The organism is Pseudomonas sp. H3_E04 (assembly GCF_054668915.1).
In genome coordinates this window covers 3,099,791-3,123,516 of record NZ_CP162797.1, presented here as the reverse complement: position 1 = coordinate 3,123,516, position 23,726 = coordinate 3,099,791, and the positions used below count along the sequence as shown (strand labels likewise).

The following is a 23,726-nucleotide window of genomic DNA, read 5'->3' as shown; positions in this document are numbered from 1 at the left end:
CGGGGCATCCGCTCCTGTGCGGGTCATTCAAAAGAGTTTGCGCCGGAGCATGGCGGTACAGGGGTATTGTTTGCCGCAGCTGCATGACCGCTCGGCACTCTTCATCAAACTGTCATCGAAGTGTGGCAGCGCGCTCGTACGAACTTCATCAGACTCGCGCTCTACTGGGGTGCTGCGTTTTGGTGTTTTTCATGTTGAAGAAATTCCTTTCAGTCGCGGCCGCGTTGGCCGCGCTTTTGTTCGGGGCCGGCTCGTTTGCAGCCGGGCGCTGTGATGTCAACGTGCCGACCGAGCACGCCGAGCTCGCGCAGGTCAGTCTTGCCTATCAGAGTATCGGTCGTGCATCAGACCCGGCGCTGTTGCTGGTCATGGGCCTGGGGGGGCAGTTGATCCACTGGCCGGACGAAGTCGTGGTCGCGCTGTGTCAGCAGGGTTTCCGGGTGATCCGTTATGACAACCGCGACGTCGGCCTGTCGACCTGGCGGCAGGCGCCGATCGAGGCCAATCTGACCTTCGAAGTGCTGCGCTACAAACTCGGTTTGCCGGTCTCGGCCCCCTACAGCCTGACCGACATGGCTGACGATGCGCTGGGTTTGATGACGGCGCTGAAGGTCGAGCAATTCCACGTGCTCGGCGCGAGCATGGGCGGAATGATTGCCCAGCACATGGCGGCGATGGCGCCGCAGCGGGTGGAAAGCCTGACGCTGATCATGACCACTTCCGGCGCTGAGGGTCTGCCGGCACCGACTGCGGCGCTGGTGCAATTGCTCTCGCGCCGGGGCGCGCCGAACCGTGAAGTGGCGCTGGAGCAACAGGCCGATCTGCTCGCGGCACTGGGCAGCCCGGCGGTCACCGATGATCGACAGGCCTTGCTGCAACAGGCGGCAGTGTCCTACGACCGCGCGTTCAACCCCGAAGGCGTCAAGCGGCAGATTATGGCAATTCTTGCCGAACCCAGTCGCGTGGCTTTGCTCAATCAACTGCGCGTGCCGACCCTCGTGGTGCATGGCACTGCCGATCCGCTGCTGCCGGTGATGCACGGCGTACATCTGGCGGCGCACATCCGAGGCAGTCAGTTGAAACTGATTCCGGGCCTTGCGCATCGCTTTCAGGAGGCGTTCAAGGAGCCGTTGCTGGCGGCGGTGCTGCCGTATCTGCAGGCGCATCGCGAAGATACTTCGCATTGGGCGCAGGTCGATCCAGCGGCGCAAAATAATCTGCTGTAAGAGTGCCATCATCCTGTCGCCAAAAAAATATCAATGTGCCACTATTGTTTGCCGCGTTGTTGCCGATAAGGCGCAGGAACGTTTTCAAACATAGGGACTTGATCCATGATTTTTCGCGCTACACGTCAATGGGCCGCATTGGCTCTGCTCGCCGTACTGACTCTCACCGGCTGTGCCCATGTGCAACCGCCCGTGGCTCTGGACAAACAGTTCTGGGATGCCAAAGAGCCGACCATCGGCGTGGCCATTACCGTCGTACCATCGCCGGTGCTGGCGCTGACCGGCAATCAGGGCATCCTCGATTACGCCATCAATGCCGGCGTCAACAGCAAGCTCAGCGCCAACGTCGAGACCTGGCAGGTGCGCGACCTGGAAACCCTGCCCGACGCCATCGTTGCCAAACTGCAAGCCAAGGGCTACAAGGCCAAGCGCATTGATGAGAAGGTGGATCTGAAGACCTTCAAGGAAGTCGATTTCCGCGAGGGCTACATGACCAAGGACCTGTCGCCGATGAAGGTCGCCCACGGCATCGACCGTCTGTTGCTGGTGTCGATTTATGCCACCGGTGCTACACGCAGCTACTACAGCATCGTGCCCACCAGCGTGCCGATGGCGCAGGTCGGCGGCCAGGGCATGGTGATCGATCTGTCGGACAACAAACTCTTGTGGTACCAGCCATTCGCCGCTGTCCAGGCCGCGCAAGGTGAGTGGGACGAGCCGTCTTACACCAACCTGTCCAACGCGTTCTATCAAGCGATGGATAACAGCCGTCAGCAAATGATCGCCCCGTTCGCGCAATGAAACGTCTGGCCCTGACTTTCGCGGCGATCTCGCTGCTGGCACTGCCTGGCTGTGCGCAGAAACCGGCACCCGAGGCTGGTTTCAAGGATCAGGCCGCGATGAGCTATGTGCAGGCGCACGGGCTGAAGGTCGACGTGCAACTGGCGGCGGAGTTTGTCGGCGCCAGCACGGTGATCGACAGCAAGGCTGCGGTGAACGCGGCGAATTCCAGCTACACGCTGGTGTCGAGCTCCGGCGCGGGCGCCGGACTGGCGGGCATTCTGGTGGCCAGCCTGATCAACACGCAGATGGGCTCCGGTACGTTGCAGCGCGATGCCGAAAAAGCCGCGCTGAACGAATCGCGGCCGCTGGCCGACCTGCTCGCCGGCGTGCCCTTGCAGGAGCGCTTGCAGCAGCGTTTTCAGGCGGCGTCGCAGGTGTCCGGATTCAAGCAGGGGGCAGGTGCGGTGACGGCACGGTTGCTGATCGAACCGAAGCTGATGCTGACGCCCGATCGCGGCAGTTTCGTGCTGGTCAATCAGGTGCAGTTGCAGGATATCGCCGGCTCGCCGCTGTATCGCATGCGCATCGAAGTGGCCAGTCAGCCGATCCGTCGTTGCGGCAAGCAATGCATCGATGACGGCGCCCTTGACCTGGCCAAGGTCACCGCCGTGCTGGATGAATGCATTGATGAATCCATGCGCGTATTGAGCGCCGACCTGATGCAACCGACGCCACCGCCCGCCGCGCAGGAAACCCTGCGTTACGTGCTCGACGGCCAGCGCGTGGTCGAGCGCGGTTATCAACTGGCGCAGAACGGCAGCTACTGGCGCTACCGCAATCTCTATGGTGCGGTGAAGTCAGTGCCGGTGCCGTTCGAGGATGCCTTGTCGTCCGCGCAACTGGCCAGAGTCTACGGTCGCTAGAGGCTGATGCACGCGGGTTCAGGCATGCAGCCGGACCCACACGCTGACCAGCACCGTCGCCGCTATCAGCCACGCCACAGCCGCCACCGCCAGCGACGCTTCCAGGCGCATGCGGTCGACCATCACATACAACGTCGCCAGATACACAAAGTAGGGAATGATCGACCACATGCCGAAGACGATCGTGGTCTTCAGATCGTCGACCGAACGGCCCTTGCCGACGATGTAGTGCGCGATCAGGGCAAAGGTCGGGAACAGTGGCACCAGGCCGGCGATGTAATAGTTCCTGGTCTTGGACAGTGCCGCGAGGATCAGCACCACTGCGGCGCCGATGGCGGCTTTCAGAATCAGATCCATCAGTGGCTCAGCCCGTACTTTTTGACTTTGTCGAACAACGTGGTCTTGGCCATGCCCAATTCCTGGCTGGCCTGGGTCAGGTTGCCGCCGCTGCGTTGCAAGGCGTCGACCAGCAGGTTGCGCTCGAAGGCTTCCACCGCTTCGGCAAACGCCAGACCCTGGCCGGCGCTGGCCCCGGATTTTTTGAAGGCCGGCAGACCGAGGGCGAAGCGTTCGGCGACGTTGCGCAGTTCGCGCACGTTGCCCGGCCAATCGTGGCTCATCAGGTTCGACAGAGTCTGGTTGTCCAGCTCCGGCAGTGCGCGATCAAAGCGCAGCGCCGACTGCTGGGTGAAGTGTTCGAACAGTTGCAGGATGTCTTCGCGGCGTTCGCGCAGCGGTGGCAATTCCAGGGTCACGACGTTGAGGCGGTAGTACAAGTCGCTGCGAAACTCGCCGGCCTTGCTCGACTCATCAAGGTCGGATTTGGTCGCCGCGATCACCCGGCAATCCACGGCCACGCTCTGGTTCGAGCCGAGGCGTTCAAGGGTGCGTTCCTGCAATACGCGCAGCAACTTGATCTGCAACGGCAGCGGCATGCTTTCCACTTCGTCGAGAAACAGCGTGCCGCCGTCGGCGTGCTCGATCTTGCCGATGCGCCGTTTGCCGGCGCCGGTGAAGGCATTGGCTTCGTGGCCGAAGATTTCGCTTTCAAAGAGGTTCTCCGGCAGGCCGCCGCAGTTCAGCGCGACGAACTGTTTGCTGTGGCGCCGACTGAAATCGTGCAGGCAACGAGCAACCAGTTCCTTGCCGGTGCCGGTCTCGCCTTCGATCAAGACGTTGGCCGAAGTGTCGGCGACGTTGGCAATCAGTTCGCGCAGGTTCTGCATCGCCGGCGAGCGGCCGATGATCCGGCCTTCAAGGGAGTCGCGTTCAGCCAGTTGCCGACGCAGCGATGACACTTCACGGGCGAGGCTGCGTTGCTCCAGCGCCCGTCGCGCGACATCGACCAAGCGTTCCGGGGAGAACGGTTTCTCCATGAAATCGTAGGCGCCTTTCTGCATCGCGCCGACGGCCATGGAAATGTCGCCGTGGCCGGTGATCAGCACTACCGGCAGGCTGCGATCACGCTGCTTGAGGCGGGTGAGCAATTCCAGGCCATCGATGCCCGGCAGGCGGATGTCGCTGATGACGATGCCGGCAAAGTTGTCGCCGACCTGCGCCAGCGCTTCTTCGGCACTGCCGACGCCGATGCACGGAATGTCCTCGAGGGTCAGCGCCTGTTGGCAGCCGAGCAGCACATGGGGGTCGTCTTCGACAATCAGCACAATGAGTTCGGGGTTCATATTGGCTCGGCAGAAAGAGGGCTTACCAACGGTAAACTGAGGACGAAAGTGGTGCCACCGCCGGCCGGGTGTTCGACACCCAAGTGCCCGCCGGTGGCGGCGGCGAGGCTGGCGGACAGGGTCAGGCCCAGGCCCAGGCCTTGCTCGCCGGGTTTGGTGGTGAAGAACGGTTCGAACAGATGCTTGCGCGCTTCGGCGTCGATGCCGTGGCCATTGTCGCGCACCCGCAAGCGATACTTGCCGTTGAATTCTTCACCCTCCAGCCACAGCTGCGGCTGCGGTTGCGCGTGCATGGCGTCGAGGGCGTTGCCGATCAGGTTGACGAGAATCTGTTCGAGACGGGTCTGATCGATCAGCAACTGCACATCGGCAAACTGCCGGTGAATCTGCAGCGCGGTGTTTTCCACACGCGCGCCAAGCACTTGCAACGCGGCGTCGACGGCTTTGCCGAGACTGGCCTGACCCTTGTTATCGCCACGCCGGGCAAACGAACGCAGGCTGGCGGTGATCCGGCCCATGCGGTCGATCAAATCGTTGATGGTCTTGAGGTTGGTGCTGGCGACGTCGAGCTGGCCGCGCTCGAGAAAGCGCACGGTGTTGCCCGACAGCGTGCGCATGGCCGCCAGCGGCTGGTTCAATTCATGGGCGATGCTGGTCGACATCTGGCCGATGGCCGCGAGTTTGCCCGCCTGAACCAGCTCATCCTGGGCGCGGCGCAACGTCTCCTCGGCCTGACGGCGCTCGCGGATCTGACTCTTCAGGCGTTCGTTGCTGGCGCGCAGATCGGCGGTGCGTTCGGTAATCCGACGCTCCAGTTGGCTGTTGGCTTCCTGCAACGCTTCGCGGGCGGCGAGGCGGGTGGCGAGGACTTTGCGCCGCTCGTTCCAGGCAATCAGCAGGAAGGCGAACAGTGCAAACGCAACGGCCACCAGAATGCCTTGGTTGATCGCTTCGCGGCGCAGGTCCTGCAATGGCGTGAGCAGGGTGAAATTCCACGGCGTGTCGCTCAGCAGTCGGGTTTGCGCCAGATAACTGATGTCGTCTTCGTCGGGCTGCAATTCGCTGTTGGCCGGGAAGGTCAGTTTCTCCACGCCTTCGGCCAGTGTCTCGCGAGCCAGCGGTTGCAGTTCATTGAGCGGGAACCAGTAGTACTGCAGGCTGCGGGCAAGTTTTTCCTTGACCTCGTCGCTCAGCGGGATCACCGATTTCAGCCGCCTGGCCGGATCGCTGGAGAGAATGATGATGCCGTTCTCGTCGCTGACAAACGCTTCCAGACGCGCCCGCTGCCAGCGCTCTTCCATGGCTTCCAGACGCACTTTGACCACCGCGACACCGATGATCTTGCCGTGCTCTTCGAGGCCGTGGGCGAGGTAGTAACCGGGTTCGCCATTGGTGCTGCCGATGCCATAAAAGCGCCCGGGCTGGCCGCGCACGGCGTCTTTGAAATAGGCGCGGAAAGACAGGTCTTCACCCAGATAACTGTCGACATCACGCCAGTTGCTGGTGGCCATGACCCGCCCGGTGGTGTCCATCACGTAAATGGCGCGGCTGCGGCTGCGGCGGTTCAGGCCTTCGAGGTAATCGTTGACCGTCTGCCGGTGCTCCGGGGTCGGGTCGGCCAGCAACTGCGGCACACTCGTTTCGAGTTCCAGCAGGCTGGGCAGGTAGGTGTATTTGCTGATCTCGCTTTCGACCGCGCGGGCGTGCAGTTCCAGCTGACGCTGGCCGTTCTCGCCGAGGCTGCGGATGCCAAAGTGTTCACTGGTCCAGAAGCCGATGAAACCCAGTCCGACCATCAGGGCGATGATCAGTGGCGGCAGGAACAGATGACGGATCAGACGGGGCTTCACGGCAAGTGATGGCTCTGCAGCGCGATAAAGAGTGGGGTCGCATTTCATCACAGATGCCTTGGGTCAACCACAACACTTGTTTCAAGGGCGCTGACGGCCCTTTGTGGGAGCGAGCCTGCTCGCGAAAGCGCTGTGTCATTCACATCGTTGTCGACTGAAAGATTGCATTCGCGAGCAGGCTCGCTCCCACAGTTGGGGAGCGGTTTTTTAGTGCTGCAGGATTTTCTCGAGGAAGTGCTGCGCGCGTTCGGAGCGGGCGCTGATGTCGCCGAAGAATTCCTCTTTCGGGCAGTCCTCGATGATCTTGCCCTGATCCATGAAGATCACCCGGTCGGCCACTTTGCGGGCGAAGCCCATTTCGTGGGTCACGCACATCATGGTCATGCCTTCGTGGGCCAGTTGCACCATGACGTCGAGCACTTCGTTGACCATTTCCGGGTCGAGCGCCGAGGTCGGTTCGTCGAACAGCATGACGATCGGGTCCATCGCCAGCGCACGGGCAATCGCCACACGCTGTTGCTGACCACCGGACAGTTGCCCCGGATGCTTGTGGGCGTGCGCCGACAGGCCGACGCGCTCGAGCAGTTGCAGACCTTTCTTGGTCGCCTCTTCCTTGCTGCGGCCTAGCACCTTGATCTGCGCGATGGTCAGGTTTTCGGTGATGGTCAGGTGCGGAAACAGTTCGAAATGCTGGAACACCATGCCCACGCGCGAACGCAGTTTCGGCAGGTTGGTTTTCGGGTCGGCGATCGACGTACCGTCAACCACAACGTCGCCTTTCTGGAACGGTTCCAGGGCGTTGACGCACTTGATCAGCGTCGACTTGCCGGAACCCGACGGGCCGCAGACCACGATCACTTCGCCTTTCTTGACCTCGGTGCTGCAATCAGTCAGCACCTGGAAGTCCCCATACCACTTGTTGATGTTTTTGATAGAGATCATACGGCGAACCTTTTTTGCAGACGCTTGACCAACCGCGAGGCGGCGAAGCTGATGATGAAGTACACGAGACCGGCGAAAATCAGGAACTCATTGGAGCGGCCGATGATGTCGCCGCTGGCGCGCGAGGCGTTGAGGAAATCCACCAGGCCCACGGTGTAGACCAGCGAGGTGTCCTGGAACAGGATGATGCTCTGCTGCAGCAGCAGCGGGGTCATCTTGCGGAACGCCTGCGGCAGGATGATCAGGCGCATCATTTGCCCGTAGTTCATGCCCAGCGCTTGTGCGGCACCCATCTGGCCCTTGGAAATCGACTGCACACCGGCCCGGACGATTTCGCAGAAGTACGCCGCTTCGAACATCATGAAAGCCACGACGCACGAGGTGAACGCGCCGATCGGCGTGTCTTCACCGGTGATCCAGCGCAGCACGAACGGTACCGCCAGGTAGAACCAGGTGATCACCAGCAGCAGCGGAATCGAACGGAAATAGTTGACGTAGGCGCCGGCAATGCTCGACAGCAGCTTGTTGTGCGACAGACGGCACAGCGCGAGGATCGTGCCGAGAATCATCCCGCCGATCACGCCCATGGCCATCAGTTTGAGGGTCATCACCATGCCATTCCACAAGCCGGGAATGGCCGGGACGATACCACTGAAATCGAATTCCATTATTTACCCCCCACGGAGATCAGGCCGGGCACCGCGACTTTCTTCTCGACCAGGCGCATCAGCAGCATCAGGCTCATGTTGAGGGTGAAATAGATCAGCGTTGCCAGGGTGAACGCTTCGAACAGGTTGGCCGAGAACTCGGCGGTCTGTTTGGTCTGCGCCAGCAATTCCATCAAACCGATCAGGGACGCCACGGAGGAGTTCTTGAACACGTTCAAAAATTCCGAGGTGAGCGGCGGAATGATGATCCGGTAGGCCTGGGGCAGCAGCACGTTCCAGTAGATCTGCGGCAGTTTGAAACCCATCGCGCGGGCGGCGGATTCCTGGCCACGCGGCAGCGCCTGGATACCGGTGCGCACTTGCTCGCAGACACGGGCGGCGGTGAACAGACCGAGGCAGACGACAACGCTCAGGTAGGCCGAGGTGGTCGGGTTGAGGTCCTGCTTGTACCACTCCTGCAGATCCGGCGGCAGCAGATCGGGCACCAGGAAGTACCAGATGAACAGCTGCACCAGCAACGGCACGTTGCGGAACAGCTCGACGTAGCAGGTCGCAATGCCCGATACGATGCGGTTCGGCACGGTACGCATGATGCCCAGCAGCGAGCCGAGCAGCAGGGCGATGATCCACGCCACGACGGCGATGGCGATGGTCCAGCCCAGGCCGGAGATGAACCAGTCGAGATAGGTCTCGCTGCCCACACCGGTGGACTTGAAGAACACGCCCCAGTCCCAGTTGTAATTCATTAGGGTCTCCCCTCGATTCGATCGATGTACAAGTGCCCGCCTGGGGAACTCCGTTCCCTCCCCAGTCTTTTTTCAAAGACCGGGCACACGCGATCGGCTCGACAGCCACCGGTTCGAGTGTTTCCAGAAAAATGCCAGCAGGGAGTGACCATCCCCTGAAAAGGCAGGCGCCTCCTCAGGGGATAAGGTTAGTCAGAAAATCAGGACTTCTTGTCGTCAGCCGCTTTGTCGGTCGGATTGGCGATCAGATTCTTGAGCTCGTCGCTCATCGGGAAGTTCAGGTTCAGGCCTTTTGGCGGAATCGGCTGCATGAACCACTTCTCGTAGATCTTGTTGATCGCGCCCGAAGCGTAGGTGGCCTTGATCGCGTCATCCACAGCCTTTTTGAACGGCTCGTCGCCTTTGCGCATCATGCAGCCGTAGATTTCGTACGACTGTGGCGTGCCGGTCACTTCCCAATCGGCAGCTTTCTTGGCCTTGGCGGCTTCGCCGGCCAGCAGCGCGTCGTCCATCATGAAGGCAACGGCGCGGCCCGATTCCAGCATCTGGAAGGATTCGCCGTGGTCTTTGGCGGAGATGACGTTCATGCCCATCTGCTTGTCGGCATTCATCGCCTTGAGGATGCGCTCGGAGGTGGTACCGGCGGTGGTTACGACGTTCTTGCCTTTCAGATCGTCGAAATCCTTGTACTTGGAGTCTTTCTTGGACAGCAGACGGGTACCGATTTCGAAAATACCAACGGAGAAGTCGACCTGCTGCTGACGCTCGACGTTGTTGGTGGTTGAACCGCACTCGACGTCCACGGTGCCGTTCTGCACCAGCGGGATGCGGGTCTGCGAGGTTACGAGGTTGTATTTGACTTGCAGGTTCGGCAGGTCGAGGTCTTTCTTGATCGCTTCGACGATGGCCAGCTGGATATCGTGCGAGTAGCCGACCGGCTTGCCGGACGCATCAGCGATGTAGGAGAACGGAATGGAGGCGTCACGGTGGCCCAGGGTGATGACACCGGACTCTTTGATCTTCTTCAGGGTGCCGGTGAGCTCGGCGGCGAAAACTGGCGTGCTGATCAGAGCGGCAGCAATGGCTGCGCTCAGGATATGGGGAACGATGCGCATCAAATTTTCCTCGACATTGTTTTTTTTATGGAGCCAGTTTGTCGGCCCTTTTTGTGCTTCGAATGCCTGACGGCTCCTGAAGTGTCGGCACAGCAGGCATTCGTCGAGAGAGTGTAGAGCATGACTCGTGCCAGACCAGTGGCAGTAAGTTAACTGCTTGTTTTATAACGTTATTAAAGTTTTTTGGCGGTAATTCGTCGAGGATGTGATCCGGTTAACCGAATCGACCGTGGAGTCGCGTTCGGAAAACCGAATGAATTCCTTGCTGGTTCACTCTCACAATGGACAGGCTATTGCCGGAGGTACAAAAAAGCCCCTGAATCTCTCGATTCAGGGGCTTTCATTTGAACGGTGAGATCAAGCGGCCTCGATCTTCCGGTTTTGTTCAACCTTGCCCAAGTACGTCGCGAGCTTCTGTTGCTCCTCCGCCGTGGTGAACAAACCAAGCTTGGTGCGACGCCACAGGATGTCGTGCGCCGTAGTGGCCCACTCTTCGCTGCACAGGTAATCGACTTCGCGGGTGTAGAGCCCGCCGCCGATGTGCTCTCCCATGTCGGCCAGGGATTCCACACCTTCGAGCATGCGCCAGGTGCGGCTGCCGTAGGTGACGGCCCAGCGCCGGGCGATTTCAGTCGGCACGAAGTCGAATTTGTCGCGGATTCGCGCGCTTAGCGCCTCTGGCGTGGTCATGTCTTCACCGCCGGGCAGGGTGGCGGTCGCGGTCCAGCTCGGGCGCATCTGGGTGAAGAACGGCATCAGCTGCGCCATCGCTGACTCGGCGAGTTTGCGGTAAGTGGTCAGCTTGCCACCGAACACCGACAGCAACGGCGCTTCTTCAGCACTGCCCGACAGCGCCAGGGTGTAATCGCGGGTGACCGCAGACGGGTTGTCGGATTCGTCGTTGCAAAGCGGGCGAACGCCGGAGTAGCTGTGCAGGATGTCTTCGCGGCTGAGCTGCTTCTTGAAGTGGGCGTTGACCACTTTCAGCACGTAATCGGTTTCGCCTTCGGTGATCGCTACTTTCGCCGGGTCGCCGGTGTACTCGCGGTCGGTGGTGCCGATCAGGGTGAAGTGGTTCAGGTACGGAATGGTGAAGACGATGCGCTGATCTTCGTTTTGCAGAATGTGCGCGTGCTCGCCTTCGTACAGTTTCGGCACGATGATGTGGCTGCCCTGAATCAGGCGAATGCCGTAAGGCGATTCCATCTTCAGGTCGTCACGGATGAACTTGGCGACCCACGGGCCGGCGGCGTTGACCAGGGCTTTGGCGGTGATCGAAAACAGGCTGCCGTCGGCGCGCTCCAGGTGCAGATGCCACAAGCCTTTGGTGCGGCGGGCACTGACACAGCGGGTCTGGGTGTGCACATGCGCGCCTTTTTCGCGGGCGGCCATGGCGTTCAAGACCACGAGGCGCGCGTCATCGACCCAGCAGTCGGAGTATTCGAAGCCTTTCTTGATTTCGCTTTTCAGCGCGCTGTCGGCACCGAACTTCAGGCTTTTCGAACCCGGCAGTTTTTCGCGCTTGCCGAGGTTGTCGTAAAGGAACAGGCCGGCACGAATCATCCACGCCGGACGCAGGTGCGGGCGGTGTGGCAGGACGAAACGCATCGGTTTGACAATGTGCGGCGCCTTGGCCAGCAGCACTTCGCGCTCGGCCAGCGCTTCACGCACCAGACGGAATTCGTAATGTTCCAGGTAGCGCAGGCCACCGTGGATCAGCTTGCTGCTGGCCGACGAGGTGTGGCTGGCGAGGTCGTCTTTTTCGCAAAGGAACACCGAAAGACCGCGACCGGCGGCATCCGCTGCGATCCCGACGCCGTTGATCCCGCCGCCAATTACGGCAACGTCATAGATCTCGGAGAGAGGGGGAGTACGCAAGGTAGAGGTGGACATCGGCTGGCCTCGGTTCTTTTGATTTTATGTCTTGGAAATCGAACATTAATGTTCATTTGCGAAAATGGTAGCCCATAAACACGCGCGCAGCCAGTCGCGTTCGATTGAAAAAACTCATCGAAGGGCGATTAAAAGAAAATTTTCGAACATTAAAAACAAAAGATCGCAGCCTTTGGCAGCTCCCACAGGTTGAGTGAACCCATTGTAGGAGCTGCCGAAGGCTGCGATCTTTTGATCTTGCGGGTTAAACGACTTCCAGACGAATCTTGTGCTGACTCAACAACTGCGCCAACGCCGGTACCGGCTGCTGATCGGTGACCAGGCAATCAATCAGGCTGATCGGCCCCAGTCGAATCATCGCGTTACGCCCGAACTTGCTCGAGTCCGCCGCGAGAATCACCTGCCGTGCGTTGGCAATGATCGCCTGGCTCACTCGTACTTCCTGATAATCGAAGTCGAGCAGGCTGCCGTCCTCATCGATCCCGCTGATCCCGACCAAGGCGAAATCGACCTTGAACTGGTTGATGAAGTCCACACTCGCCTGACCGACCACACCGCCGTCGCGGCGCACGTTGCCGCCGGTCAGCAGCACATCGAAATCATCCTTGGCACTGAGCATCGAGGCGACGTGCAGGTTGTTGGTGATGATTTTCAGGTGACTGTGATTGAGCAGGGCGCGGGCGATCGATTCGGTGGTGGTACCGATATTGATGAACAGCGAGGCGTGATCGGGGATCTGTGCGGCAATGGCTTCACCGATGCGTTGCTTTTCGTCGCGCATTTGATCGGCGCGCATCGCATACGCGGTATTTTCGACACTGGAATCGTACGCGGCGCCTCCATGGTAGCGACGCAGCAGATTGGCTTCCGCGAGCTGATTGATGTCGCGGCGAATGGTTTGCGGGGTGACAACGAACAGCGTGGCCATTTCCTCGATGCTCACATAGCCGCGTTCGCGAACCAGCTCGAGGATTTGCTGCTGACGGGGAGGCAGATTCATGGGGCTTCCTTTGGGCTGCCGTGCAAAATTTGCCCATGATGCCGCAGGAATCTGCTCCCGACCAGTTTCCAGCTTTAGTCAGTCCTCAGCCTGGCTCATTCAGCGTCCTCACGCGCCCAGTCACGGGTGCGGCTGACGGCTTTTTTCCAGCCTTTGTACAGTTTCTCTTTCTCGGTTTCGTCAAGGCTCGGTTCGAATTCGCGCTCGATCACAGCTTTGCCGCGCAGTTCTTCCAGGCTGCCCCAGAAACCGCAGGCCAGACCGGCCAGATAAGCCGCGCCCAGTGCAGTGGTTTCGCGCATTTGCGGACGTTCGACCTGGGTGCCGAGAATGTCGGCCTGGAACTGCATCAGGAAGTTGTTCGCCACTGCGCCGCCGTCCACACGCAGAGCTTTGAGGCGTTCGCCGGAGTCCTGCTGCATGGCGTCAAGCACGTCGCGGGTCTGGTAGGCGATCGACTCCAGCGCGGCGCGGATGATGTGATCGACGCGCACGCCGCGCGTCAGGCCGAACAGCGCACCACGGGCGTACGGATCCCAGTACGGTGCGCCGAGACCGGTGAACGCCGGCACCAGGTACACGCCGTTGCTGTCCTTGACCTTGTTGGCAAAGTATTCGGTGTCATGGGCGTCGTTGACGATTTTCAGTTCATCGCGCAGCCATTGCACGGTCGAGCCGCCGTTGAACACTGCACCTTCGAGTGCATAGGCAACTTCGCCGCGTGGGCCGCAAGCGATGGTGGTAAGCATGCCGTGCTGGGATTTCACCGCTTTGTCGCCGGTGTTCATCAGCAGGAAGCAACCGGTGCCGTAAGTGTTTTTCGCCTGGCCCGGCTCGACGCACATCTGGCCGAACAGCGCCGCTTGCTGGTCACCGGCGATACCGCCGATGGCGATGCCGCTCTTGGTGCGACCGTAGATCTCCGAGGAGGCTTTGACTTCCGGGAGCATCTCGCGCGGGATATCGAGGATCTCCAGCATCTTCGAATCCCACTCCAGCGAATGGATATTGAAGAGCATGGTGCGCGAGGCGTTGGTGTAGTCGGTGACGTGCACCTTGCCGCCGGTGAATTTCCAGATCAGCCAGCTATCGACGGTGCCGAACAGCAGCTCGCCGTTGCGCGCACGCTCGCGGCTGCCTTCGACGTTGTCGAGGATCCACTTGAGTTTGGTGCCGGAGAAGTACGGGTCGGTGACCAGGCCGGTGGTGTCGCGGATGTAGTCTTCGTGGCCATCGCGCTTGAGCTGCTGGCAGATCTCGGTGCTGCGGCGGCACTGCCAGACGATCGCGTTATACACCGGGCGGCCAGTGGTCTTGTCCCAGACCACAGTAGTTTCACGTTGGTTGGTGATACCGATGGCGGCGACCTGGTCATGATGCAGGCCGGCCTGTGCCAGCGCTTCAACCATCACCGCGCTCTGGGTGGCGAAAATTTCCATCGGGTCATGCTCGACCCAACCGGCCTGCGGATAGTGCTGAACGAATTCGCGCTGCGCGGTGCAGACCACGTTCGCATCGCGGTCGAAGATGATCGCGCGAGAGCTGGTCGTACCCTGATCAAGGGCAATGATGTAGTTCTTGTTCTGAATGTCGGTCATGTCGATTGCCTTGGACGAAATAAGGGAGAGTGGGCCGTGGCGCAGGCTCGGATGGGCAGGAGCCGGCGCCGACTGTTTCAAGAAGTTCTTGGTTTGCCGTCAATGGCCGGTTCTGCATCCTTTGTAGCAGGTGTGGCGCCGGTCAGGTGACGGGCAATCAGCCCGCGATACCCGGCGGCGCCGAGGCAGGCACCGACAATCGGTGCAAAAATCGGAATCAGGAAATACGGAATATCACGACCACCGGTGAAGGAAATTTCACCCCAACCGGTAAAGAAAGTCATCAGTTTCGGACCGAAGTCACGCGCCGGGTTCATCGCGAATCCGGTCAGCGGCCCCATCGCACTGCCGATCACGGCAATCAGCAGACCGATCAGCAGCGGTGCCATCGGGCCGCGTGGCAGGCCGTTGTTGTCATCGGTCAGGGCCATGATCACGCCCATCAGGATTGCGGTGATGATCATCTCGACGAGGAATGCCTGGGCCGTCGACAGCACTGGGTTCGGGTAGGTGGAGAACACCGAGGCCAATTCCAGGCTGGCGGCCGAGCCACGAACCATCTGATGGGTTTGTTCGTAATCGAAGAACAGATTGCTGTAGAGCGTGTAGACCAGCAACGCGCCGCAGAAGGCGCCGGCAATTTGCGAAAGGATGTAGAACGGCAGTTTGCGCTTTTCGAAGTCAGCGAAGATTGCCAGAGCAATGCTCACGGCCGGGTTCAGGTGCGCGCCGGAAACCCCGGCGGTGAGGTAGATCGCCATGCTCACGCCGACGCCCCAGATGATGCTGATTTCCCACAGGCCGAAGCTGGCGCCCGCGACTTTGAGTGCGGCGACACAACCGGTGCCGAAGAAGATCAGAAGGGCAGTGCCCAGGAATTCGGCCATGCATTGGCCGGAAAGCGATGGTTGCGGTAGAGCAACTGTCATTGAAAACCTCGGTTCTTTTTCTTGTGTAGCGCCTTGCCAACGGAGCAGGGCGCGATCTTCACCGGGTCGGAATCCCCATTCGGTTCCCGGGTTACTGCTGGGTACTGCGCGGAGCATGATTCTTACATTATTCAGATTCGAAAAAATATAGACAAGAAACAAACCTGTCAAAGGTCGAAAGTGAACCGTCGGTCACAATAAAACTATTCGCCGTGTGAATGATCAGCGCGGTGATCAGCTTGAATGCAGCGCGAACCCACGGGATTCGCGGCTTGGAATAGAGCCTTTTGCCCAGCGATGACCTAGAATCGGCCGCAGGTTTTTCAAAGATTGCCGAACCCGGAGCTGCCATGACCCCAGCGTTGGACTTGTTGAAAAAAGTTCGTGCCGAACATCGCGTGCACAGTTACGAACATGATCCGAAGGCCGCGTCCTACGGGTTGGAGGCAGCGGAGAAGCTCGCGCTCGAACCGGCGCAGGTGTTCAAAACCTTGCTGGCCGCCAGTGAAAAAGGCGAACTGCTGGTGGCCGTCGTGCCGGTCGTCGGAACGCTCGATCTCAAGGGACTGGCACACGCCGCCGGAGTGAAGAAAGCCGAAATGGCTGACCCGGCTGCCGCGCAACGTTCTACCGGCTACCTGTTGGGCGGCATCAGCCCGCTCGGGCAGAAGAAACGCCTGCGCACCTTCATCGACAATTCCGCTCAGGGGTTCGCCACTATTTATGTGAGTGCCGGGCGGCGAGGACTTGAAGTGGAATTGGCGCCGGCGGTGCTGGCCGAGCACACTCAGGCGAAGTTTGCCGATATCGGCCGCGCGTAGTTTCACCATCGGCTGTATGAAGAAAAAAATGCACTTCTGTCACTGGTAGAGATCGGGGCCGCCACTGCATGCTCGGCCGACCAACTCAGGGAGAAAATCATGCAACTTGCGTTTCATCAGGTTGACGCGTTCAGTGATCGGCCATTCAGTGGCAACCCGGCGATGGTCTATCGGCTCGACAGTTGGCTGGCCGATGACTTGATGCAGAAAATCGCCGCCGAGCACAATCTGGCGGAAACCGCGTTTCTGGTGCGCGAAGGCCAGGCCTGGCATATCCGCTGGTTCACCCCGACCACTGAAGTGCCGCTGTGCGGGCATGCGACCCTGGCCAGCGCGTTCGTACTGTTCGAAATCTATAAGGAAAGTGCTGAGCGCATCGACTTCATCTGCAAATCCGGCCCGCTGAGTGTCAGCCGTGAAGGCGACCGCTTGTGGCTGGATTTTCCGACCATCGTGCCGTCGGAAATCGGCGTGACGCTGGATGTCGAGCGGGCGCTCGGCGTTGAAGCTGTCGACGTGCTCGGCTCCAACGAACTGTTCGTCGTGCTGGATTCGGAACAGGCGGTGCTCGACTGTAAACCGGACATGGCAGCGCTGGCGAAATTGCCGTGGCTGGGCGCCATTGTCACTGCGCGTGGCAACCGGCATGACTTCGTCTCGCGCTATTTCGCCCCGGCCATCGGCATCGATGAAGACCCGGTGACCGGTTCGACGCATTGCAGTCTGATTCCCTACTGGGCCAAACGTCTGGGCAAGTCGAACCTGAGCGCGTGCCAGCGCTCGGCGCGGGGCGGGGAGTTGTTCTGTCGGCTGGAAGGGGAGCGGGTGAAGATTGGCGGCCATGCGACGCTGGTGGCCAGCGGCACCCTGTTTTTAGGCTGACGCAAAACCAACTGTGGGAGCGAGCCTGCTCGCGAAAGCGGTCTTTCAGTCAACATCTTCGGCGACTGAAACACCGCATTCGCGAGCAGGCTCGCTCCCACAATTTTGATCCCGCGTCGATCAGAGGCTGGTGCTGAACCGGCGGACGCCGTTTTCCACCGCCGGTATCTGCGCCGCCGTGCTGCCCGAAGCCTGGAACAGCACCAGGTGATCCGCTGCTACGCGAATCCCGACTTGCGCCCCGATCAGATGATCGGCATGGCTGGGGAAGATCGATTCCAGCTGCGCGCCGGTCGGCAGTTGCAGGCGATACAAGGTCGCCGCACCGAGGAAGGTCTTGCCAACAATCTGCGCCTGTAATGCGCTGTCCGGCGCGTAAACAATGTCATCCGGACGCAGCAGCACATCCACCGCGCCGCCGATTGGCCAGGTGTAGGCGCGATTACCGCGCAGCTCACCCAGCTCGGTCTGCACCGATTCCGGACTGACGAGCTGGCCGCGAATGAAATAACCCTGACCGATGAAACTGGCGACATAAGGCGTCGCCGGTTCGTGATAGAGGTTGTAGGGCGTGTCCCACTGTTCCAGCCGACCTTCCTTGAAGACGCCGACATGATCGCTGACGGCGAAGGCTTCTTCCTGATCGTGGGTGACCAGAATCGCACTGGTGCCACGGGCCTTGAGGATGTCGCGTACCTCATGGCTGAGCTTGCGGCGCAACTCGCCATCGAGGTTGGAGAATGGCTCGTCGAGCAGCAGCAGCTGCGGTTCCGGCGCCAGGGCACGGGCGAGGGCGACCCGCTGTTGTTGGCCGCCGGACAGCTCGTGGGGGAAGCGCTTGCCGAGGTTTTTCAGGTTGACCAATTCCAGCAGTTCTTCGACCACGCGCACCTTGTTCGGGTGCTTGCGGATGCCGAAGGCGATGTTGTCGGCCACGCTCAGGTGCGGAAACAGCGCGTAGTCCTGAAACACCATGCCGATCCGGCGTTTCTCCGGCGCCAGGGTGAAACCGGCACTGGAAAGGGTTTCGCCACCGAGGGTGATTTCGCCTTCGTGCACCGGTTCGAAACCGGCGATGGCGCGCAGGGTGGTGGTCTTGCCGCAGCCCGACGAGCCGAGCAGGCAGCCGATGTCGCCGGCGTTGAGGTGCAGATTGAGGTTCTGCACCACGCGTTGGTCTTGATAGCCGCAAGCGAGGTTGCGCAGGTTCAGCAGTAATTCATGGCTCATGCGTGGTGATATGCCGGTTCGACGAGGAACTCGAGCAGGGCCTTCTGTGCGTGGAGACGGTTTTCTGCCTGATCCCAGGCGACGGAGCGCGGGTCATCGAGCAGGTCGAGACTGATTTCTTCGCCACGGTGCGCCGGCAGGCAGTGCATGAACAGCACGTCCTCGGCAGCGAGGTCGAGCAGGGCACGGTTGACCTGAAACGGCGCGAACAGCTTGAGGCGCTTGGCAGTTTCCTCTTCCTGGCCCATCGACGTCCAGACGTCGGTGCTGACCAGATGCGCGCCACGCACGGCGTCCTGCGGATCGCGGACAATCGTCACGCGACCGCCAGCCTGGGCGACGAATTCCGGGTTCGGCTCGTAGCCTTGCGGGCAGGCAACGCGCAATTGGAAGTCGAACTGGATCGCCGCTTCTATATAGCTGTTGCACATGTTGTTGCCGTCGCCGATCCAGGCCACGGTCTTGCCCTGGATCGAGCCACGGTGTTCGAGGAAGGTCTGCATGTCGGCGAGCAACTGGCACGGGTGCAGATCATCGGACAGGCCGTTGATCACCGGCACGCGCGAGTTGGCGGCGAATTCGGTGAGGGTGCTGTGGGCGAAAGTGCGGATCATCACCGCATCGAGCATGCTCGACATGACGATGGCGCAATCGCTGATCGGCTCGCCACGGCCCAGTTGGGTGTCGCGCGGGGACAGGAAAATTGCCTGGCCGCCGAGCTGGATCATGCCGGCCTCGAATGAGATCCGGGTACGGGTCGAGGATTTCTCGAAGATCATCCCCAGCACGCGGTTTTTCAGAGGCTCGAAGAGTACGCCGCGGTTACGCAGGTCCTTGAGCTCAACGCCTCGACGGATCACGCTGACCAGCTCTTCGGGCGTGCAATCCATCAGGGAGAGAAAGTGCCTTGCGCTCATCATTGACTACCTTTTTGCTACAGACCGCAGATGCTCAAAGCCTTGTTTAACGGAACAACGGGCGAGACCTGCGGCGTAAGCCGCACGGGGCGACGAAATAGGGGGAGGCGCGATATTGACACTAAATGTCGCGTTTTTCCAATAGGCTACGGTTTCAGCGGGATTCGGAGCGCGGACCGAGCATTTCGATCACGCATGTTGAAGCCGGATTCATTGCAGCAGCGAGCCTCTTTGTACACTGGCCCCGCCGCGCTTGGCAATGCGCCGCGACGGCAACGCAGCGGTCCTGGTCGGTTTACGAACGCTGCGCCGCTGATTCGCTTGGTCGGATGTTTAGACTGAAATATTTGCTAAAGCAAAGTGCTGGGTTATAAATAAGTTTCGAGCGACGCAGGAAGCCTCCGCATGGAATCGAAAGAACAACTGTTAATGGAACTGCTGGGCCACACGGCTCGCTCCCTGACCCATCTCACCGCGTCAGTTACGTCGATGTCTTTCGAGTTGCTGCGCAGTGATGACGAAGTGGTCAAATCCGCCGGTCGACACATGATCGATCGCATGGCCACCATCAGCGCCGGGCTCGATGAGCATTGGCGTCTGATCGGCGAACTTACCGGCGTGCACGTCGCCCACGAGCAGATCGAAACCATCCAGGAAATCCAGCTGGCTGCGCCGCCGCAGTTGCCGTCGAATTGATCGCGGCGGTTTATCGGCTGCTCTGATAACCGTCGATTCACAAGACGAACGTCGCTGGCGCCGCTTCTGTGCACGGGCCATAGTTTTGTTCCCGCGGGCGTGATTGCCTGCTCCCGAACAAGACAGAGACTGGCCATGACCAAGACTCTTCACCACCGTGCGTGCCACCTGTGCGAAGCCATTTGCGGCCTGACTATCGAAACCACTGAAACCGATGGCCAGGTTGCGATCACCTCGATCAAGGGTGATGCCCTCGATACCTTCAGTCGTGGTCATATCTGCCCGAAAGCCGTGGCCCTGCAAGATATTCAGAATGATCCTGACCGCCTGCGTCAGCCAATGCGCCGGGTCGGCAGCGAATGGCTGCCGATCGAATGGGGCGAGGCGTTTGCGCTGGTGGCCGAGAAACTGGCGGCGATTCAGGAACGTCACGGGCAGAACGCCGTTGCGGTGTATCAGGGCAATCCGAGCGTGCACAACTACGGCCTGATGACCCACAGCAATTACTTCCTTGGTTTGTTGAAAACCCGCAATCGCTACTCGGCAACATCGGTCGATCAACTGCCGCACCACCTCAGCAGTTATCTGATGTATGGCCACGGTTTGCTGTTGCCGATTCCGGACATCGATCACACCGATTTCATGCTGATCCTCGGCGGCAATCCGCTGGCGTCCAATGGCAGCATCATGACCGTGCCGGATGTCGAGAAGCGATTGAAGGCGATTCAGGCGCGCGGCGGCAAAGTGGTGGTGGTGGATCCGCGGCGCAGCGAAACCGCAGCGCTGGCTGATCAGCACGTGTTCGTCCGCCCGGGCGGCGATGCGGCGTTGTTGTTCGGCATGCTCAATACGCTGTTCAGCGAAGGCCTGACCCGCGACAGCCATTTGCCGGTCGATGGCCTCGACGAGGTGCGCAACGCTGTGGCTGCGTTTAGCGCCGAAGCCATGAGCCCGATTTGCGCGGTGCCGGCCGAACAGATTCGCCAACTGGCGCGCGACTTCGCTGCGGCACCGAGTGCGGTCTGCTACGGGCGCATGGGCGTTTCGACCCAGGCCTTCGGCACCCTCTGTCATTGGGTGGTGCAGTTGATCAATCTGGTCACCGGCAATCTCGACCGCGTTGGTGGTGCACTGTGCACCGAGCCAGCCGTGGACCTGGTGGCGTCAACCTCGGGCGGGCATTTCAACAAATGGCAGAGCCGGGTTTCCGGGCGTCCTGAATACGGTGGCGAGTTGCCGGTTTCAGCGCTCGCTGAAGAAATGCTCACGGAAGGCGAGGGGCAGATCCGCGCGCTGATCACCGTGGCCGGCAACCCGGTGTTGTCGACACCCAACGGCCGGCAGTTGGAGCAGGCGCTGGACGGCCTCGACTTCATGCTCAGCATCGACCTGTACATCAACGAAACCACGCGTTATGCCGACCTGATCCTGCCGTCGACCTCGGCGCTGGAGAACGATCACTACGACACCACTTTCAACCTGTTTGCGGTGCGTAACGTCACCCGCTTCAATCGCGCGATTCTCGCCAAACCCGAGGGGGCCTTGCATGACTGGGAAATCTTTGTCGGGCTGGCCAAGGCCTTTGCCGAGAAAACCGCCAAGGAACTGAAACCGACGATGCCGCCGGCGAAGATGATCGACATGGGCCTGCGCGTGGGCCGCTACGGCGATGCGTCCGAGCACAAACTGTCGCTGGCGACCCTGTTCGATCATCCGCACGGTATTGATCTGGGGGCGCTGAAGGCGAATCTGGCGTCACGCCTGAAAACGCCGAATCAGCGTATCCAGGCCGCACCGCCGGAAATTCTCGCCGACCTCGCACGCTTCGCCGCATTGCAGGCGCCGGCTGCCGATGAACTATTGATGATCGGCCGCCGCCATGTGCGCAGCAACAATTCATGGATGCACAACTTTCATCGACTGGTGAAGGGCAAGCCGCGGCATCAGTTGCTGATGCATCCGGATGACCTGGCCAGTCGTGGTCTGGCTGACGGGCAACGGGTTCGCGTGAGTTCGCGGGTCGGGCAGATAGAGGTGGAAGTGCTCGCCAGTCTCGACATGATGAAAGGCGTGGTCAGCCTGCCCCACGGTTGGGGCCATGCGCGCCCGGGCGTGCAGATGGCGATTGCCAGCGGCCAGCCGGGGTCGAGCGCCAACGACCTGACCGACGAGTGCCAGCTCGACGAATTATCGGGCAATGCGGCGTTGAACGGAGTGCCGGTGACGGTCGCGGCGGCTTGAGCAGGTCTGTCGGGGAGACCGAGCATGGCGCTCGGGATTCCGTTACAATGCGCCACCGTGCCGACCTCTGAGTCGGAAAGTTCAGCCGAGGTGCTCCATGGATATCATCGAAACGATTAAAGAGCAGATTGCCAACAACACCATTCTGCTTTACATGAAAGGCTCGCCGAATGCCCCGCAGTGCGGCTTCTCCGCAAAGGCTGCGCAGGCTGTGATGGCCTGTGGTGAAAAGTTCGCGTACGTGGACATCCTGCAGAACCCGGAAATCCGCGCCAACCTGCCAAAATACGCCAACTGGCCGACTTTCCCGCAACTGTGGGTTGGCGGTGAACTGGTCGGCGGCAGCGACATCATGACCGAGATGGCTGCAGACGGTTCGCTGCAAAGCACCATCAAGGCGGCTGTCGAAGCGGCAGCGGCGAACAAGTCCGAAGCCTGATTCTACGTTCATAGAGTTTCGCTCGGCGACGCGTCTCCTGTAGGAGCTGTCGAGTGAAACGAGGCTGCGATCTTCTGATCTTCAGCCAATAAAAAGCCCCGCATCTCGAAAGAGGGCGGGGCTTTTTGTTGGTTATACGAGTTGACTGAGTATCAAGGCTGAAATCGATAAAGATCGCAGCCTCGTTTCACTCGACAGCTCCTACTCTTCGCCCATCTGCGATTGCAGATAGTTTTCCAGGCCGATCTTGTCGATCAGGCCGAGCTGGGTTTCCAGCCAGTCGATGTGTTCTTCTTCCGACTCGAGAATGTCTTCGAGCAGTTCACGGCTACCGAAGTCGCCAACGGTCTCGCAATGAGCGATGGCGGCTTTCAGATCGGCATGGCCGGTCTTTTCGATGCGCAGGTCGCACTCGAGCATTTCGCGGGTGTGTTCGCCGATGTGCAGCTTGCCCAGATCCTGCACGTTCGGCAGGCCTTCAAGGAACAGGATGCGCTTGATCAGCTTGTCCGCGTGTTTCATCTCGTCGATGGATTCTTTGTATTCGTGCTTGCCGAGCTTGTTCAGACCCCAATCTTCGTACATGCGCGCATGCAGAAAGTACTGATTGATCGCGACCAGCTCATTGGCGAGGATCTTGTTGAGATGCTGGATGACTGTAATGTCGCCTTTCATGATCGGAGTCCTGCCCTGTATTAACCGTATATAAGGCGGAGTTTGAGCTTGGCAGTTATAAGTGTCAAACCTAAGTTATTGAATAATAAATGAAAATTAATCGGAATAAGAATGTTTGTGTTCCGCGTCTGGACGCTAAGCAATTGATTTTCAGGCATAAAAAAACCGGACATCTAGTCCGGTTCTTTGAAATGGGGGCATTAAGCGGCAGTAAATTCTACCGGGTAGGGGATCGCAGCCTGGGCGGTTTGCAGCTTGGTCAGGGTTTCGCGGACCACTTCCTTGGCAAGGCAGGCGCATTTGCCGCACTGGCTGGCGACGCCGGTGGCCTGGCGAACTTCTTTATAGCTGCAGCAACCTTCATAGATCGCTTCGCGGATCTGTCCGTCGGTGACGCCAGTGCAGAGGCAAACATACATAAGTAAGAACCGTCGCTGGTTGTGACTCAATTGCGATGGATCTTAATGTTA

The 23,726-nt window shown here is 60.0% G+C and carries 23 protein-coding genes; 8 read left to right on the top strand and 15 right to left on the bottom strand.

All coding sequences use genetic code 11. The annotated features are described in order from the left end of the window. Positions 1–191 precede the first annotated feature (191 nt). From AB4N53_RS14005 to AB4N53_RS13995, 3 genes are all read left to right on the top strand, one after another. Positions 192–1,226 (top strand): alpha/beta fold hydrolase, encoded by a 1,035-nt coding sequence (locus AB4N53_RS14005; protein ID WP_460121178.1) that lies wholly within the window; start codon positions 192–194, stop codon positions 1,224–1,226. A gap of 105 nt (positions 1,227–1,331) precedes the next feature. Then, positions 1,332–2,027: a hypothetical protein gene (locus AB4N53_RS14000; RefSeq protein WP_460121177.1), complete on the top strand. Its 696-nt coding sequence runs from the start codon at positions 1,332–1,334 to the stop codon at positions 2,025–2,027. Next, entirely contained in the window at positions 2,024–2,932 is a 909-nt protein-coding gene (locus AB4N53_RS13995) for a hypothetical protein (protein WP_460121175.1), read from the top strand. The genes AB4N53_RS14000 and AB4N53_RS13995 overlap by 4 nt, the downstream gene beginning before the upstream one ends. Before the next feature lie 18 nt (positions 2,933–2,950). On the opposite strand, the gene AB4N53_RS13990 is transcribed toward AB4N53_RS13995, so the two are convergent. The 11 genes from AB4N53_RS13990 to AB4N53_RS13940 form a co-directional block, all read right to left on the bottom strand. Next, entirely contained in the window at positions 2,951–3,280 is a 330-nt protein-coding gene (locus AB4N53_RS13990; protein ID WP_172834034.1) for a GlpM family protein, read from the bottom strand. Positions 3,281–3,288: 8 nt separating this feature from the next. Then, positions 3,289–4,566, bottom strand: coding sequence for a two-component response regulator AauR (aauR, locus tag AB4N53_RS13985; RefSeq protein ID WP_231507471.1), 1,278 nt, complete (start codon positions 4,564–4,566; stop codon positions 3,289–3,291). Positions 4,567–4,610: 44 nt separating this feature from the next. Beyond that, complete coding sequence (gene aauS / locus AB4N53_RS13980) at positions 4,611–6,512, bottom strand: two-component sensor histidine kinase AauS (protein ID WP_056790048.1); 1,902 nt, start codon at positions 6,510–6,512, stop codon at positions 4,611–4,613. A gap of 159 nt (positions 6,513–6,671) precedes the next feature. Beyond that, a complete protein-coding gene (locus AB4N53_RS13975; RefSeq protein ID WP_016773390.1) occupies positions 6,672–7,406 on the bottom strand; it encodes an amino acid ABC transporter ATP-binding protein in 735 nt (244 codons plus the stop codon). Continuing rightward, the gene (locus AB4N53_RS13970; protein WP_016773391.1) at positions 7,403–8,074 is read right to left on the bottom strand and encodes an amino acid ABC transporter permease; all 672 of its coding nucleotides are present in this window, start codon (positions 8,072–8,074) and stop codon (positions 7,403–7,405) included. The genes AB4N53_RS13975 and AB4N53_RS13970 overlap by 4 nt, the downstream gene beginning before the upstream one ends. After that, the gene (locus AB4N53_RS13965) at positions 8,074–8,820 is read right to left on the bottom strand and encodes an amino acid ABC transporter permease (protein WP_056790046.1); all 747 of its coding nucleotides are present in this window, start codon (positions 8,818–8,820) and stop codon (positions 8,074–8,076) included. Before AB4N53_RS13965 ends, AB4N53_RS13970 begins: the two co-directional genes overlap by 1 nt. A gap of 200 nt (positions 8,821–9,020) precedes the next feature. Then, on the bottom strand, positions 9,021–9,935 hold the full coding sequence (locus AB4N53_RS13960; protein WP_460121171.1) for a glutamate/aspartate ABC transporter substrate-binding protein: 915 nt from the start codon (positions 9,933–9,935) through the stop codon (positions 9,021–9,023). A gap of 357 nt (positions 9,936–10,292) precedes the next feature. Continuing rightward, entirely contained in the window at positions 10,293–11,828 is a 1,536-nt protein-coding gene (gene glpD, locus AB4N53_RS13955; protein WP_073473179.1) for a glycerol-3-phosphate dehydrogenase, read from the bottom strand. A gap of 244 nt (positions 11,829–12,072) precedes the next feature. Further along, positions 12,073–12,828 (bottom strand): DeoR/GlpR family transcriptional regulator, encoded by a 756-nt coding sequence (locus tag AB4N53_RS13950; RefSeq protein ID WP_007953179.1) that lies wholly within the window; start codon positions 12,826–12,828, stop codon positions 12,073–12,075. Between the two features lie 95 nt (positions 12,829–12,923). Next, complete coding sequence (gene glpK, locus AB4N53_RS13945) at positions 12,924–14,426, bottom strand: glycerol kinase GlpK (protein ID WP_024014162.1); 1,503 nt, start codon at positions 14,424–14,426, stop codon at positions 12,924–12,926. Positions 14,427–14,503: 77 nt separating this feature from the next. Then, positions 14,504–15,355, bottom strand: a complete 852-nt coding sequence (locus AB4N53_RS13940) for an MIP/aquaporin family protein (RefSeq protein WP_460121168.1) — start codon at positions 15,353–15,355, stop codon at positions 14,504–14,506. Between the two features lie 350 nt (positions 15,356–15,705). Here AB4N53_RS13940 and ybaK point away from each other — a divergent pair, with 350 nt between their 5' ends. Together ybaK and AB4N53_RS13930 are read left to right on the top strand one after the other, a co-directional pair. Then, positions 15,706–16,176: a Cys-tRNA(Pro) deacylase gene (gene ybaK / locus AB4N53_RS13935; RefSeq protein WP_460121166.1), complete on the top strand. Its 471-nt coding sequence runs from the start codon at positions 15,706–15,708 to the stop codon at positions 16,174–16,176. A 99-nt stretch (positions 16,177–16,275) separates the two neighbouring features. Continuing rightward, positions 16,276–17,058 (top strand): PhzF family phenazine biosynthesis protein, encoded by a 783-nt coding sequence (locus AB4N53_RS13930; protein ID WP_460121164.1) that lies wholly within the window; start codon positions 16,276–16,278, stop codon positions 17,056–17,058. A 120-nt stretch (positions 17,059–17,178) separates the two neighbouring features. Here the strand turns inward: AB4N53_RS13930 and AB4N53_RS13925 are convergent, their stop codons facing one another. Next, positions 17,179–18,288, bottom strand: a complete 1,110-nt coding sequence (locus tag AB4N53_RS13925; protein ID WP_460121162.1) for an ABC transporter ATP-binding protein — start codon at positions 18,286–18,288, stop codon at positions 17,179–17,181. Then, on the bottom strand, positions 18,285–19,205 hold the full coding sequence (gene argF, locus AB4N53_RS13920; RefSeq protein ID WP_460121160.1) for an ornithine carbamoyltransferase: 921 nt from the start codon (positions 19,203–19,205) through the stop codon (positions 18,285–18,287). Before argF ends, AB4N53_RS13925 begins: the two co-directional genes overlap by 4 nt. A 405-nt stretch (positions 19,206–19,610) precedes the next feature. Between argF and AB4N53_RS13915 the strand changes: the two genes are divergently transcribed. The 3 genes from AB4N53_RS13915 (at position 19,611) to grxD (ending at position 22,581) form a co-directional block, all read left to right on the top strand. Further along, a complete protein-coding gene (locus AB4N53_RS13915) occupies positions 19,611–19,901 on the top strand; it encodes a hypothetical protein (RefSeq protein WP_041479870.1) in 291 nt (96 codons plus the stop codon). 135 nt (positions 19,902–20,036) lie between these two features. Then, positions 20,037–22,142, top strand: coding sequence for a molybdopterin oxidoreductase family protein (locus tag AB4N53_RS13910; protein WP_460121158.1), 2,106 nt, complete (start codon positions 20,037–20,039; stop codon positions 22,140–22,142). Between the two features lie 97 nt (positions 22,143–22,239). Then, positions 22,240–22,581, top strand: coding sequence for a Grx4 family monothiol glutaredoxin (gene grxD / locus AB4N53_RS13905; protein WP_016773402.1), 342 nt, complete (start codon positions 22,240–22,242; stop codon positions 22,579–22,581). A 201-nt stretch (positions 22,582–22,782) separates the two neighbouring features. On the opposite strand, the gene bfr is transcribed toward grxD, so the two are convergent. Together bfr and AB4N53_RS13895 are read right to left on the bottom strand one after the other, a co-directional pair. After that, entirely contained in the window at positions 22,783–23,256 is a 474-nt protein-coding gene (gene bfr / locus AB4N53_RS13900) for a bacterioferritin (protein ID WP_042607368.1), read from the bottom strand. A gap of 200 nt (positions 23,257–23,456) precedes the next feature. Further along, positions 23,457–23,675, bottom strand: a complete 219-nt coding sequence (locus AB4N53_RS13895) for a bacterioferritin-associated ferredoxin (RefSeq protein WP_003227725.1) — start codon at positions 23,673–23,675, stop codon at positions 23,457–23,459. Positions 23,676–23,726 lie beyond the last annotated feature (51 nt).